General features: G+C 36.8%; 14 protein-coding genes and 1 pseudogene. All 15 read right to left on the reverse strand.

What is annotated here, in order from left to right; all coding sequences use genetic code 11:
* Nucleotides 1–61: 61 nt before the first annotated feature.
* Nucleotides 62–166: pseudogene (locus tag BUE08_RS08150) on the reverse strand (IS607 family transposase); the annotation flags it as partial.
* Between the two features lie 116 nt (nt 167–282).
* Entirely contained in the window at nt 283–2,157 is a 1,875-nt protein-coding gene (pknB, locus tag BUE08_RS08155; RefSeq protein WP_213995942.1) for a Stk1 family PASTA domain-containing Ser/Thr kinase, read from the reverse strand.
* 6 nt (nt 2,158–2,163) lie between these two features.
* The gene (locus tag BUE08_RS08160; RefSeq protein WP_059033835.1) at nt 2,164–2,916 is read right to left on the reverse strand and encodes a Stp1/IreP family PP2C-type Ser/Thr phosphatase; all 753 of its coding nucleotides are present in this window, start codon (nt 2,914–2,916) and stop codon (nt 2,164–2,166) included.
* A 4-nt stretch (nt 2,917–2,920) separates the two neighbouring features.
* Nucleotides 2,921–3,949 carry a dual-specificity RNA methyltransferase RlmN gene (gene rlmN, locus BUE08_RS08165; protein ID WP_059033833.1) on the reverse strand — a complete coding sequence of 343 codons (1,029 nt, stop codon included), beginning with the start codon at nt 3,947–3,949 and terminating at the stop codon, nt 2,921–2,923.
* Nucleotides 3,950–3,955: 6 nt separating this feature from the next.
* Nucleotides 3,956–5,308 (reverse strand): 16S rRNA (cytosine(967)-C(5))-methyltransferase RsmB, encoded by a 1,353-nt coding sequence (rsmB, locus tag BUE08_RS08170; RefSeq protein WP_059033831.1) that lies wholly within the window; start codon nt 5,306–5,308, stop codon nt 3,956–3,958.
* A gap of 9 nt (nt 5,309–5,317) precedes the next feature.
* Nucleotides 5,318–6,097 carry a DUF116 domain-containing protein gene (locus tag BUE08_RS08175; RefSeq protein ID WP_238142708.1) on the reverse strand — a complete coding sequence of 260 codons (780 nt, stop codon included), beginning with the start codon at nt 6,095–6,097 and terminating at the stop codon, nt 5,318–5,320.
* On the reverse strand, nt 6,078–7,028 hold the full coding sequence (gene fmt / locus BUE08_RS08180) for a methionyl-tRNA formyltransferase (RefSeq protein ID WP_213995892.1): 951 nt from the start codon (nt 7,026–7,028) through the stop codon (nt 6,078–6,080). Before fmt ends, BUE08_RS08175 begins: the two co-directional genes overlap by 20 nt.
* Complete coding sequence (gene def / locus BUE08_RS08185; protein ID WP_059033827.1) at nt 7,025–7,495, reverse strand: peptide deformylase; 471 nt, start codon at nt 7,493–7,495, stop codon at nt 7,025–7,027. Before def ends, fmt begins: the two co-directional genes overlap by 4 nt.
* Nucleotides 7,496–7,506: 11 nt before the next feature.
* Nucleotides 7,507–9,711, reverse strand: coding sequence for a replication restart helicase PriA (priA, locus tag BUE08_RS08190; RefSeq protein WP_286680708.1), 2,205 nt, complete (start codon nt 9,709–9,711; stop codon nt 7,507–7,509).
* Between the two features lie 30 nt (nt 9,712–9,741).
* Nucleotides 9,742–10,953, reverse strand: a complete 1,212-nt coding sequence (gene coaBC, locus BUE08_RS08195) for a bifunctional phosphopantothenoylcysteine decarboxylase/phosphopantothenate--cysteine ligase CoaBC (protein ID WP_213995894.1) — start codon at nt 10,951–10,953, stop codon at nt 9,742–9,744.
* Nucleotides 10,954–10,965: 12 nt separating this feature from the next.
* A complete protein-coding gene (gene rpoZ, locus BUE08_RS08200) occupies nt 10,966–11,172 on the reverse strand; it encodes a DNA-directed RNA polymerase subunit omega (protein ID WP_059033820.1) in 207 nt (68 codons plus the stop codon).
* Nucleotides 11,173–11,190: 18 nt separating this feature from the next.
* On the reverse strand, nt 11,191–11,799 hold the full coding sequence (gene gmk, locus BUE08_RS08205; protein ID WP_059033818.1) for a guanylate kinase: 609 nt from the start codon (nt 11,797–11,799) through the stop codon (nt 11,191–11,193).
* 10 nt (nt 11,800–11,809) lie between these two features.
* A complete protein-coding gene (remA, locus tag BUE08_RS08210) occupies nt 11,810–12,103 on the reverse strand; it encodes an extracellular matrix/biofilm regulator RemA (protein ID WP_059033815.1) in 294 nt (97 codons plus the stop codon).
* A 196-nt stretch (nt 12,104–12,299) separates the two neighbouring features.
* On the reverse strand, nt 12,300–13,127 hold the full coding sequence (locus BUE08_RS08215; RefSeq protein ID WP_213995896.1) for a deoxyribonuclease IV: 828 nt from the start codon (nt 13,125–13,127) through the stop codon (nt 12,300–12,302).
* A gap of 119 nt (nt 13,128–13,246) precedes the next feature.
* Nucleotides 13,247–13,966 carry a GntR family transcriptional regulator gene (locus BUE08_RS08220; RefSeq protein WP_286680709.1) on the reverse strand — a complete coding sequence of 240 codons (720 nt, stop codon included), beginning with the start codon at nt 13,964–13,966 and terminating at the stop codon, nt 13,247–13,249.
* Nucleotides 13,967–14,143: the final 177 nt, after the last annotated feature.

The following is a 14,143-nucleotide window of genomic DNA, read 5'->3' on the forward strand; positions in this document are numbered from 1 at the left end:
TATTTGGTAAAAGCATTACTTTGTAGGTTTTAATCATCTAAATAATATCTAAATCAGATGGTGTTATATAGGCGGGTTTTAAGATATTATTTTTATCCCGATTTCTTAAAGTTTGTACAGTTTTATCTATTAATTGAGCGAATTTCCCAATACTATAATATGCCATTTAAAATCACCTCTATATGCAATAAGACTATAAAGTTTATAAAATATTTTTAGCTGTGTTTTACCTCTTTCCGGTTTATAAATAATTGATAAAAGGCAGGTAAGACCCACCATTTATCATTTTGTTCCTTTGTAGTAAAGTATATCATCAAGCCAAACCTCAATGTTCATTTGGCCTGCGCCTTCGATTGTTATATTAAGAGGGCTTTCTTCCGCTTTATGTTTTTTTAGATATGCGGTACGATTTTCGCCCAATTCATCCGAAACTACAATTTTCACCGTAGTTTCTTCCACATCAGAAGGAAGAAGTATCGGTCCTACAACTATTTGTTTTGTCTCAACCGGTCCGCTGCTTACTACAAGAGTTACAGAAGCGCCGGGACTAACCGATGCACCTGCCTTTGGATTTTGATCTATTACAGTATTCGCAGGAGCTTGGTCATGCTTTTCGGAAACGCTTCCCACTGCAATGTCATTTTCCTTGAGCAAAGCTTTAGCTGCATCCAATGTCTTTCCTATAAGATTTGGCATAGTTATAGTCTCCGGCCCAACGCTTATAGTTAAATCAACAGATTCTCCTTCTGAAAGGGTAAAACCTTCCTTCGGATTTTGATCAATTATCGTACCTTCAGGTTCAGTAGAATTTTCAAGAATTATTCGAGCTTCTAAGCCCTTGTTTTTCAGTGCTTCAAGTCCTTTTTCTTCCGAAAGTCCTATTACGTTAGGAACAGTGGTAGCTTTCGGTCCTTTACTGACTACAAGTTCTATTGGGGGGCGATTTACTTTTACTTTTTGGCCGCCTTCAGGATCTTGTGAGATTACCTGCCCTGCCGGAGCTTTATCAAAAACTCTGTCTACGACTTTTGCCTCAAGCTTTTGTTTTTCAATTTCAGCTATAGCTTCTTCTTCTGTCATTCCAACAACACTTGGAACAGTAACTTCCTGCACCTCGAGATATTTTTTGGCAAGAAATGTTCCTGCATAGGAGAATATCCCAAACAAAATAACTAGCGCAAGTGCGATACCTATGCCTTTGAGAATGTTTCGAGATTTTTTCGGCTTAGAAACATCAGATTTATGTCCCGAATTTGCAGCCGTTGTCAATGTATCCTTTAAATTATCTATTACCATTGTATTTTCTACATTAGGAGCCGAAACAAAGTTGATGATATTTTCATTTGTTAATGCTCTTATCAAATCATCTCTTAACATCTTGGCGCTTTGATATCTGTCGTCAGGAGATTTTGCAAGACATTTTTGTACAATTCTTTCAAGTTCATAAGGAAAACCGGGAATAAATTGGGAAATTAGAGGCGGTTTTTCCTGTATATGTTTTAATGCTATAGCCACCGGCGTTTGACCGGTAAAAGGCAATTGGCCTGTAAAAGCTTCATACAAAACCACTCCTAGTGAATATATGTCAGAACGTTCATCGACAATATCGCTTTTTGCTTGCTCAGGCGAGAAATACTGCACTGAGCCAAACATATTATTGCTGTTTGTAATAGTTGCGCCATCTGCAGCTCGAGCAATACCAAAATCTGTTACTTTTATCCTGCCATCATTAGTTATCATGATATTTTGGGACTTTATATCTCTGTGAATTATTTTATTCTTGTGAGCGCATTCTAATGCGTCACATATTTGTATGCCCATTTCTAGAACATCAGCAATAGGTATAGGAAAATTTTGCTTTATATACTCTTTTAAAGTAATACCCTCAACATACTCCATCACTATATAGTATAAACCGTCTTCTTCACCTACATCATATATACCGACAATATTCGGATGTGACAAGCTTGCAGCGGCCTGGGCCTCTCTTCTAAAGCGCCTTACAAATTCCTCATCATTTGCAAATTCAGGTTTTAAAATCTTTATGGCTACTATTCTGTTGAGAACACTGCACTTTGCCTTGTATACTGTAGCCATGCCTCCGCCGCTGATTTCTTCTAGAATTGTGTATCTGTTTCCCAAAGTTTTTCCTACTATATCCATTTATTCACATCCCACTTCATCCACTTTTATTATGCCAACGGTGATATTGTCTTCCCCGCCTTTAAAATTCGCATAATCTATTAGTTTCTGAACAGCCTTTTCAGGTTCTTTAGCAGACAAAACAATGTCCTTAATTTCATCATTTTCCAGCATATTTGTCAGTCCGTCGCTGCACAGTAAAATTATATCATTATCTTTCAAGGCTATCTTTAGAATATCCGGCTCCAAATCTCTTTCAGTCCCAAGAGCCTTTGTAATAATATTCTTCATAGGATGTACCCTTGCCTCTTCCATAGTTATGCGACCGCTTTCCACTAGTTGCCACACCAGGGAATGGTCTCGAGTCAATTGCTTGATATCATTTTCGCGAATAAGATACGCTCGGCTATCGCCTACGTGACCGATATATACATAATTTCCGTAAAATAGCGCGGCAGTAAGTGTTGTTCCCATTCCGAAAAATTCATCTTTTTGTAAGGATAAATGTAATATCTTTTCATTTGCTATAGATACAGCATTTTTAATAGTTTCCTTAATTTCCTCACAGCTGATGTTTTCTGATAAGTGACTGTTTATATATTCAGCCACTTCATTAGTTGCTATTTTACTTGCCACTTCACCGGCCTGATGTCCGCCCATTCCATCAGCCACTATGAAAAGCTCGGGAAGTTTGCTGTCTTTTGGCGGAAAATAAAAAGAATCTTCATTGTTTGCTCTAACCCTGCCCACATCGCTTTTTATTACACCAAGCATTATTTCACCTCTCTAATAAACTCCGTCGAAGTTGACCGCAGGCAGCATTTATATCGGCTCCTGTTTCTCTTCGAACGGTTGCGGAAATATTATTTTCTAGGAGTATTTGTTCAAATTCCCGTACTTTTGCATCATCGCTTCTTTTAAATTCTTTGCCTTCTACAGGATTAAATGGTATCAAATTTACATGGCAGAGTAAACCTTTTAAAAGTGTGCAAAGCTCATAAGCACATTCTTTTGTATCGTTTACGTCTAAAATCAGTATATATTCAAAAGTTATGCGCCGTTTTGTTTTCATTATATAATATCTTGCCGCATCTAACAATTGTGAAATTGGGTACGTTTTATTTATAGGCATTAGACTATTTCTTATAGCATCATTGGGCGCATGTAGAGAAATTGCAAGAGTTACGGGTATGTTTTCATCGGCAAGGGAAATAATGTAAGGCACTATGCCGCATGTGGAAACAGTTATCCTTCTGTAGCTTATATTAAAAGCCAAAGGTGAATTTAAAATTCTTAAAAACTTAATTAATTCTTTGTAATTCAAAAGAGGTTCGCCGCTTCCCATTACTACCACGCGGCTTACCTTTTCTTGCAAGTCTTTTTCCATGGCAAGAACTTCATCTGCCATTTCCCACCACGCAAGATTTCTTACCAGTCCGTCTTGGGTAGACGCACAGAAAGCGCAGCCCATGGCGCATCCAACCTGGCTTGAAATACATGCTGTTGTTCCAAATGAATATTTCATCTTAACGCCTTCGATTATATTTTTATCATCTAAGGCAAAAACATATTTTATTGTTCCATCGTCTGACGCATATTTTTTGTATATTTTTAGACTGCTTATAAAAGCCACATCTTCAAGCTCTTTTATAAAGCTTTTAGGAAGATCTGTCATCTTTTCAAAGTCTGTTTGTCCTCTATATATCCATTTATAGATTTGCTTTGCTCGATAGGAAGGTTGCCCCATCTGATGCACAAAATTTTCTAACTCTTCTAGTGTGTAACTTTTTAAATTAATTTTATTCATACCGTTTCACCTTAATGGCTTAACTTTTTTCAAACGAGCAATGAAAAATCCGTCTGTCCCATGAAGATTTGGGTACAAAGTTAAATAACCGCAATGATTTTCAAGGCTTTCATGAAGCTCTTTAGGTACATAATTCCTTAAATCATCATAGACGAAAGAATCATTTTTTGCAAGAAAAGCTTCAATATTTTTCTCATTTTCTTCCGGATCTATGCTGCATGTGCTGTAAACTAAGATACCATTGGGTTTTACATAACAAGAGCATGTGTTTAATATTTTTTCTTGTTCTGATTTTAAAGAAATAATATCTTCAGGTTTTTTTGACCATTTGATATCTGGCTTGCGTCTGATAACTCCTGTCCCGGAGCATGGTGCATCTATTATAACTTTATCAAATGTATCAACTAGATTCTCATCAAAAACTTTAGCGTCTTTTACCTCCGGCTTAACAATATCTACCTTTAATCTTCGGCAATTTTCTTTTATGAGTTGGACTCGATGGGGATGTACGTCCCATGCAATTATTTCTCCTTTATTTTGCATAAGAGCAGCCATGTGAGTTGCTTTGCCTCCGGGAGCTGCTGCTGCATCAAGAATCTTCTCGCCACTTTTTACACCCGTTGCAAGAGATGCTATAATCGAGCTTTCGTCTTGTGGAATAAAAAGACCTTCTTTAAAGCTTTCTAAGGTAGTGATGGGGGGAGAGCTTAAAATATATAAAGCCTCATCACAAAACAGGCCGGGAGCAGTAAGTACACCTTCGGCTCTGAATCTGTTTTCTAATCTTTCTCTTGTAGTAAGGAGAGTATTTACCCTGGCACAAAGTTTTGGCCTTTCATTTAATGATATGCACAAACTTTCTGTAAAGCTTTTGCCAAACAAATCCACCCATCTTTTAACAAGCCATGAAGGAAAAGAATAGTACACCGAAAGGTATTCTTCAAAATTTTTATCTCTATCAGGATAGGATATATTATCTTTATTCCTTATAATATTCCTTAAAACGGCATTTGTAAAATTTGCTGCCTTTGCTCCACTAAACTTTTTTACGATATTTACTGATTCATTTACAGCTGCAAATTCCGGCACTCTATCCAAAAAGAATATTTGGTATACACTTATTCTTAAAGCATTTCTAACATTTGGAGACATTTTTGATGGGTGTATTTTAGAAAATTGTGATATTATATAATCTATTCGAAGAAGATTTTGTACAACTCCGTTGACTAGCTCAGTAATTAATGCGCGATCTTTTTGAGTTATATCAGGTGTTAAATATTGACTTAAAAGCAGATTTCCATATGAACCCTTTTCTATCTTGGTCAATATAGAAACTGCCAATTCTCTAGGTTTTGGCAATTTATTATACTACTCCTTCCCAGATAGAAAAAATTCAATTGCGTAAGTTACCTTGTCTAAATTAACTTTTGTATTTTTGCATGGCCCCTCCGGTCTAATATTTAAAACCCCAAATACAGGTAGCGGACTGGTATCTAAGATGCCGTCTGTTAAATCCCGCTCGCACGCAATAGCTACAACTGCCTTTGGCCTAAAATCTTTAACTTTTTTTCTGGCCAAAGTTCCGCCTGTCACAACTGTCAAGTTAACTCCATATTCTTCACTTATCTTTAAAAGCTTATCTATATCACATCGGCCGCAATGGTGGCAGTTAGAAACATCAGCAGTAACTTTGTAAGGACAGTCCCACTTTTGTAGGCAGTGAGGAGCTAAAATAAGAATATCGCTTGGTTTTAATGAATAAGCTTTGCTTTGAAGCAGTTTATTGTTTACTTCGATATAGGAATCTTTGATAACCTCGGCAGGTATATTGAAAATTCTTCCAATTGCTACAACTAATGGAAATAACAAGTTTAGCGAAGATTTCATTAGTTTTTCAAGGCCAAAAAAGCTTCTTACATGTAGTAATGTCAGAACGACTGCCGCAAGGCCGATGCCTATTAGAATAATAAATATACTTAAGAATATTATTACTCCTAATAAAATGTAGCGGTACCAGTCGCCAAATTTATTATAATAGATAAGAACTCCTGCAAAAATCATTCCTAAAATCAGAAGAATACTTACAGACAGCAGTCCGATAAATACTCTTTTTTTTGCACTTTCACCATTATTTTTGGTGTACATCATCGGCAAAGAATTCTCCTTCATTCATTGTGTGACCGGCTAAATATTCCGTGGCTTTCATCCGCTTTTTTCCGGATTCTTGCACTTCTAGCACAAGCAGGCTTCCATCTCCTGTGCCTATCAGAAAACCTTCATTTTTTACTGCACCCAAATATTTGCCGGGATTAGGCGCAGCATTTGTTAAATAAGGTCTGGCTTTTAATATCTTAAATTCAGTTTTGTTTCTTAATGTAAATGCAGTTGGCCACGGATACATACCTCGAATTAAATTATAAATCTCCCAGGTGGTTTTAAACCAATTAATTTTACCATCGTCCTTTTTTAGCATTGGTGCATAAGTTGCTTCTTCGTGGTTTTGAGGTACTCGTATTAAATTTCCCAATTTTATATTTTCCAAAGTTTTGATTAGTAATTTTCCACCTAATTTTGAAAGCTCACATGAAAGTTCTAGCGATGTCCACTCGTCATCTATTTCAATCTTTTCCTGCATAAAGATATCTCCGGTGTCTACCCCTTCGTCCATCCACATGGTAGTTACTCCTGTTACCTTTTCTCCGTTTATTATCGCCCACTGTATCGGAGCTGCGCCTCTATATTTCGGTAGCAATGAAGCATGAACATTTATGCATCCTATTTTAGGAATATCAAGTACATCTCGGCTTAAAATTTGTCCAAAAGCAACAACAATGATTAGGTCAGGCTCAAGCGATTTAAGGATTTTGATAAATTCAGCACTTTTAACCTTCTCTGGCTGGTATACAGGAATATCGTAATTAGATGCAAGTTTTTTTACAGGAGGTGCAGTTATAACTTTTTTCCTTCCTACCGGCCGATCCGGCTGTGTAACAACACCTATAATATTTACATTGTTTTTTATTAACATTTCAAGAGGGACAACCGCAAAATCTGGCGTTCCCATAAATACAACCTTCATTTTTCTTCCTCGCTATCAGGTTCAATGAATTTTATAGCTTTATCCACAAAAAGCTTGCCATAAAGATGATCTATTTCGTGACACAAAGCTCTTGCCAGCAACTCTTGACCCTCTAATTCTATATAGTTACCCCATTTATCCTGTGCCTTGACTTTGACTTTCATAGGTCTTGCAACTTCGGCAAGCACGCCGGGCACACTCAAACACCCTTCGGCATCAATAATTTCTCCTTCGCTTTCTACTATCTCTGGGTTTACTAATGCTATAGGGCCTTCTCCCACATCTATAACAATTACCCTTTTAAGCACACCGACTTGCGGAGCCGCAAGACCGACGCCATTAGCATGCACCATCGTTTCTTGCATATCTTCTATAAGCACATGTAGTCGTTTGTCAAATACAGTAACATCTTTAGCTTTTTTTCTTAAAATTTCATCGCCGTATTCACGAATATTTCTTAGTGCCATTAACATGCCTCCTATAACAAATCCAACGGGTCTATATCCCAAGATATGTCTATTTTATTATCAATATTTAAAATATTCATTTGGTTACAAATATTTATCAAAATATCTATCTGATCGCTTTTTATTAAAATATTATAGCGGTAATTTTCTCTGATTTTGGATCGAGGCGCCGGAACCGGGCCATACATTTTGATTTTAGTGCTAAATTGCTGCTGGAGCATCTTACCTATTTTGTCCGCTTCTTTTTTGACTAAATTTTCATCATTTCCTTTAAAAACAATGTTGAGCATGCGGCAAAAGGGCGGGTAATTTGCCTCTTTGCGGTTTTTTAATTCTTCTTTATAAAAGCCTTCTATATCAAAATTGCAAGCTGCTTGAATAGCAAATGATTCAGGATTATATGTTTGGACATATACTTTTCCTCGAGTTTCTCCTCTTCCTGATCTGCCTGCAACTTGAGTAATCAATTGAAATGTTCGCTCGCCCGATCTAAAATCAGGCACATTTAGAATAGTATCAGCACTTATAATCCCTACAAGCGTAACATTTGGGAAGTCTAGTCCTTTTGCAATAGACTGAGTCCCCACTAATATTTGGGCATTTCCTTTTTTAAAACTTGCCAGCATTTTTTCCAAGGATCCTTTTTTCCGGGTTGAATCAGAATCAATCCTTATAGTGGAATATTCAGGGAAAAATCTCCTCGCTTCTTCTTCTACCTTTTCCGTTCCTGCCCCAAAATACCTTATGTTTCTACTGCTGCACTTTGGACATATATCAGGTGCCTTTATCGTATAACCGCAATAGTGGCACCGAGCAGTCTTATCTTCAAAATGATACGTCATTGAAATATCGCAATACTTGCATTTTAAAACAAAACCACAGTCTCTACAAATAACAAAAGTCGAGTGACCTCTGCGGTTTAAGAATAGGATAACCTGTTTTTTTTGTTCTAGAGTCTCCTTCATCCCATGAAGTAATTTTCGGCTAAAGATGTGTCTGTTGCCAGCTTTTAATTCTTCTCTCATGTCTATAACTTCTAATTTTGGTAGATGTCGCCCTGACACCCTTTTGGTAAGTTCGGCAAGTAAATATTCTCCTTTGCAAGCTCTATAAAAAGATTCTACAGAAGGAGTGGCACTACCTAAAACCAGAAGAGCATTCTGCTGTTTTGCCCTTAATTGTGCAACCATCCTTGCGTCATAATATGGATGTTCACCGTTTTTATAAGAAGTCTCATGTTCTTCATCTATGATAATCATGCCTAAATCTTGGATAGGGGCAAATATTGCTGACCTTGCTCCTAGAGTAACCAAAGCCTTTCCTGAACATATACGCTGCCACTCGTCGAATCTTTCTCCTGCTGAAAGTTTGCTGTGGATAACAGCAGTTTTATCTTTAAAGCGGTTTTGAAATATCGAAAGCATTTGAGGCGTAAGCGAAATTTCAGGAACTAACATGAGAACTTTTTTCCCTGTTTTTATAACTTCATCAATAGCTCTAAGGTATACTTCGGTTTTACCGCTGCCTGTAACTCCGTATAAAAGTACGGTTTTTTTAGAGTTATAATAGCTTTCCACAATCGTTTTTATTGCCTTTTCTTGTTCTTCTGTAAGTATAATATCTTGACTGGAACTGCTGTATGAAATTGAAAAAGGCTTTCTTCTTACTATCTTATAATCTTTTTTTATTATTTCTTTTTTACAAAGCGCTGTCAGTGCCGACCTTACCGACGAAAGAGGAATCTTTAAGTTTTTTGAAATTTCATTTTCAGTAGCATATTCGGCTTTTGCTATATAATCGAATATTTGTTTCTGATTAAATGCTCTTTTAGAGATCTTGCTATTGTCTGCATTACTTTGCAAAAAATATACTCGCTCAGTTTTGTATCCAAGGGAAGGCGGCAGCATAAGACGCAAAAAATCTATAAGTGGGGTGCCATAATATTTGGAAAGACTTTTTGCAAGTTCTAGTAATTCTGCCGGCAGACTTACTGGCTCTTTGTCTATAATCGATTTTAATTTATAGTCGGCAGGTTCGCAGCTACTTGTATCCAAAAGTTCTGTAACCACTCCTGTCGTTTTCATATTGGCAAAAGGAACACGGACTACATCACCAAGGTTTATTGATGATTGCATATCCTTGGGAATCAAGTATGTGTATTCTTTTTTGGCTTTTGGATGTTTTACATCTACTGCTACCAAGCAAGCATTAATCAAAGATTTTCCTCCTACTAAAACTTATACAGCTTACAATTTACGATTTTGCTCCAAAAAAGCGTATATCCTGTTTAATATTTCATCAGCCAAGTCCTTCTTGAGCATTTTAGGCAATTCTTCTATTCGTCCGTCTTTGTATAATATCTTCACTATGTTCGTATCTGTGCCGAAACCCGCTCCCTGTGCTGTAAGATCATTTAATACTATCAGATCAAGATTTTTTCGCTTCAGTTTATCCTGGGCATTTTTTAGTGTATCAGTTGTTTCAGCAGCAAATCCAATTAAAATCTGGTGTGTTTTACTATTTCCCAGTTCTTGCAGTATATCCGGATTTCGCTTAAGTTCAAGTACCATATCAAAATTCTGTTTCTTTATTTTTTCTTCACTAAAATATTTGGGCGAAAAATCCGCAACAGCCGCCGATTTTATAACAATATCAACCTTAGGATAGTATTCCATAACAGCGTTAAACATTTCATCGGCTGTTTCTACGGGAATATATTTTGAAAGGCCCAGGGGCGGTTTTAGGCTTGTGGGACCGGAAATCAAAATAACTTCGCCGCCTCGATGCACTGCTTTTTCGGCCAAGGCATAACCCATTTTTCCGGAAGAATGGTTGGTAATAAACCTAACCGGATCAATAGGTTCGCGAGTAGGTCCTGCGGTTATTAAAAACTTTTTGCCTCTTAAATCTCCGCTTTTCCCTAATATCACTTCTATTTGCTCGACAATATCTGCCGGCTCAGGAAATCTTCCTTTACCTTTATATCCGCATGCAAGATCGCCGGTTGCAGGTTCTATCACCACAGCACCGGTAGATGTGAGAGTTTCAATATTCCTTTGTGTTATAATATTTTCATACATATTAACATTCATCGCAGGGACGATTATCTTTTTTGCTCTTGTGGCAAGTATAGTGGTGGTAAGCATATCGTCTGCCAGACCGGCTGCAATTTTTGCAATTATGTTAGCAGTAGCCGGTGCTACCAAAAAAACATCAGCTTTATCTGCAAGAGCTACATGTTCCACATCAAAGGAGTCAGGTTCTTCAAACATATCGGTGATAACAAGATTCTGAGATATGACTTGAAAAGTCAACGGCTTAACAAATTCGCATGCCGATTTTGTCATTATTACTTGAACTTGCGCACCTGCTTTTTTTAAAAGCCTTACCAGCTCTACCGCTTTATAGATGGCTATGCTGCCAGTCACTCCCAATATCACAAATTTGTCTTTAAGCATCGCACACCTCTTTTATTTTACTCGAGTTTTTGGTTTTTCTATTATAATCTTACCTGCATCAAGCTCGAATAGTGCTATTGAAACAGGTTTTTTCGTATTTACTTCTACAAGCTCCTTCGCACCTTCTACTAATTGTCGTGCTCTTTTAGCAGCCGCAACTGCTATAATATATTTACTCTCATACTTTGCAGTAAGAGAATCTATAGATGGATACATCATGGCTTATTCCTCCTAGTGTCAATCTCCGATAATCTCTAAAATTTTATCTTTATTCCTTGAAACCTTGCATCTTTCTGCTAAAATAACCGATTGAAGTTTCAAAACAGCTTTATCTAAATCATCATTAATTATAACATAATCATAATCAAAAGAAGCTCGCATCTCTTCTTTTGCAGATTTTAAACGTAAATTAATAGACTCTTCGTTATCCGTGCCTCTGTTTATAATTCGCTTTCTTAATTCCTCAAGGCTGGGTGGTGCTATAAATACGAAAACCCCGTTAGGACAGTTCTTTTTTACTTGAGCCGCGCCTTGTATATCGATTTCAAGAATTACATCTTTGCCTTCTTTTAGCTTTTCAATAACAAATTCTTTAGGCGTCCCATAATAATTATTATATACCTTGGCCCATTCCAAAAACTGCCCTTCTTCAATTTTCTCTTCGAAATTCTCTTGGTTCATAAAGATGTAATTTACGCCGTTTACCTCGCCTGTCCTAGGCGGCCTGGTAGTAGCTGAAATTGATATAAATAAATTATCTATGTTTTTCACCAATGCATTGCACAGCGTTCCCTTTCCGACGCCGGAAGGTCCTGATACCACAATAAGCAAGCCCTTTTCGCTCATAAAGTTCCCTCTATTCGAAATTAGTTTCTTCTTCGACTATTTCTTCGTCTTCAATCAAATTTTTGTTGCTGCTTAAGCGATGAGCTACTGTCTCCGGCTGAATAGCTGATAACACGACATGATCGCTGTCTGTTATTATAACAGCACGGGTTCTTCTGCCATAGGTGGCATCTATAAGCATTCCTCGTTCACGGGCTTCCTGAATTATGCGCTTTATAGGTGCCGACTCAGGACTAACAATAGCTATTATGCGATTTGCTGATACAATATTTCCAAATCCAATATTGACAAGTTTGATATCCATAATCGAAATATAACCTCCCAGATTTTTTATTTAAAGAGTTAATTTTTTTCAGTAAAAAATAACCTTTATGCACTAAATAAACCCAGTAAACCAGGGTTTGCCCTGGTTTACTAAATAATCCTTGCAATTATTATATCATTTAATTTTATTTAAAACAATAACATTGAAGTTCAACAAACCGGTGCCGGGTTCGTGTTTATGATATTAATGTCTTTGCCAATGCAATTTCCTTTTTGTAAGCTTCAATGCCGCCAGGTGTTTCTAATAAGAATGGCTTATCTTCCAATCTTGGATGAGTTAACACAGCTTTAATTGTTCCAATGCCAAGCACGCCCTCTCCTAAATTTGCATGCCTGTCTTTCATACTTCCTAGTCCAAACTTGCTATCATTTAAATGCACTGCCTTCAATTTTGAAAGTCCTAAAATTTTATCAAACTCTGAAATCACTCCGTCCAAATCATTAACTATGTCGTAACCTGCAGCAAACAGATGACAGGTATCAAAACATACTCCAAAATTTTCAGGGCTTTCTGTAAGATTAATAATATCATAAAGCTGTTCAAACCTGTATCCGACTTCTGTTCCCATACCCGACATCGTTTCCAGCAAAATCATAACATCTTTTTTGCTTTCTGTCACTTCTTTTAATATGGCGGCAATCCTTCTGATACCCACTTCTACTCCTGCCCCTAAATGGCTGCCCGGGTGCAAAACAATATATGGAGCACCTATAATAGCCATTCTATCCAGATCGTCTAGGATAATATTTTTAGTAAAATTTCTGGCATTTTCTTTATCTGACGCCGGATTAAGCGTATATGGAGCATGAGCCACCAAGGGACCAAAATGAGTTTCATTAACTCGTTTTTTCATTTTCTCTATATCATTTGGATCCAGTGCTTTTGCAGCACTGCCTCTAGGATTTCGAGTAAAAAACTGTAGCGTATTTGCTCCAATAGATATTGCCTCATTTACTGCATGTTCATAACCCTTGGAAATAGAAATATGAGCTCCTATTAGCATATCATCTGCTCCTTTATCTACATCTTTAAATCTTTATACCTCTATTTTGTAAGTTTGTAAATAGAATTTTAGAAAATAGTATAGAAAAAGAAAAGGTCTCCGATATTTTGTCGGAAACCTCATGAATCATTGCCTGCATATGATGATACTTTTATAATATTACCTTTAAAATACTCCGGATGCTTTTCCTTTAAATAAGACATGTCGTAAATTACCCGTGTCAGGTGTTTTTCCATAAGCTCTGTCGCCAATTCTTTATCTCGTCTTCTTATAGCTTCGAGCAATTCCCTATGTTCATTCACACTGACATTCATATCCATTTCCGTATAGTTTAATATACGGACTCTATCAAACTGAGCAACGGCACTTTTAATCAAATTATACGTCATTTTCTTATTGCATATTTCGAACAAGTATTCATGAAATTTATCATCTAAATAGAGAAAATACTGAGCATTGGGACGATCTAGACATAACTCTTGTAATTGAAGGTTATCCTCAAGTTTTGTAATATCGCGGTCAGATATTTTATCGCATGCCAATTGAATAACAGCTTTTTCCAGTACGCATCGCATAAATCGGGATTCCTCAACGACATCCATGTCTATAGGCGCAATGCAAGTACCTCTTTGAGGATATATCTCAACCAGAGCCGATTTAGAAAGCTCGATAAAAGCTTCTCTCACAGGGGTGCGGCTTACTCCCAGTATTTCCGCAATCTCGTTTTCACTTACAAACTGACCTGGTTTGAGATTTAAATTTATTATATTATGTCTTAGAACTCTTATTACGTATTCTCTTGTAGTCTCTCTTTTGTCTCTTTCTAGTTTTTCAAACATAATTTCCCCAAACTTTCTCCTACTCTTTTGATATTATATTGTATAAGCCCATAAAAAGTCAATAGCATGGATGTCAACGATCGCGTCAAGTAATCTTAGGTTTTTTTATAAGACCTCTACCAGCCTTGCCACAGAACAAGGAAAAGAAATTAAATCTATTTAAGTCTATTTATTAAA

Source organism: Tepidanaerobacter sp. EBM-49 (assembly GCF_001896645.1).
Taxonomy (GTDB): Bacteria; Bacillota; Thermosediminibacteria; order Thermosediminibacterales; family Tepidanaerobacteraceae; genus Tepidanaerobacter; species Tepidanaerobacter syntrophicus.

Bases quoted from the DNA above. Each gene is read 5' to 3' on its own strand.
- BUE08_RS08160 (WP_059033835.1), bottom strand. From the start codon at position 2,916: ATGCTTGGTGTAATAAAAAGCGATGTGGGCAGGGTTAGAGCAAACAAT.
- rlmN (WP_059033833.1), bottom strand. From the start codon at position 3,949: ATGAATAAAATTAATTTAAAAAGTTACACACTAGAAGAGTTAGAAAAT.
- BUE08_RS08175 (WP_238142708.1), bottom strand. From the start codon at position 6,097: ATGATGTACACCAAAAATAATGGTGAAAGTGCAAAAAAAAGAGTATTT.
- fmt (WP_213995892.1), bottom strand. From the start codon at position 7,028: ATGAAGGTTGTATTTATGGGAACGCCAGATTTTGCGGTTGTCCCTCTT.
- def (WP_059033827.1), bottom strand. From the start codon at position 7,495: ATGGCACTAAGAAATATTCGTGAATACGGCGATGAAATTTTAAGAAAA.
- coaBC (WP_213995894.1), bottom strand. From the start codon at position 10,953: ATGCTTAAAGACAAATTTGTGATATTGGGAGTGACTGGCAGCATAGCC.
- rpoZ (WP_059033820.1), bottom strand. From the start codon at position 11,172: ATGATGTATCCATCTATAGATTCTCTTACTGCAAAGTATGAGAGTAAA.
- gmk (WP_059033818.1), bottom strand. From the start codon at position 11,799: ATGAGCGAAAAGGGCTTGCTTATTGTGGTATCAGGACCTTCCGGCGTC.
- remA (WP_059033815.1), bottom strand. From the start codon at position 12,103: ATGGATATCAAACTTGTCAATATTGGATTTGGAAATATTGTATCAGCA.
- BUE08_RS08215 (WP_213995896.1), bottom strand. From the start codon at position 13,127: ATGCTAATAGGAGCTCATATTTCTATTTCCAAGGGTTATGAACATGCA.
- BUE08_RS08220 (WP_286680709.1), bottom strand. From the start codon at position 13,966: ATGTTTGAAAAACTAGAAAGAGACAAAAGAGAGACTACAAGAGAATAC.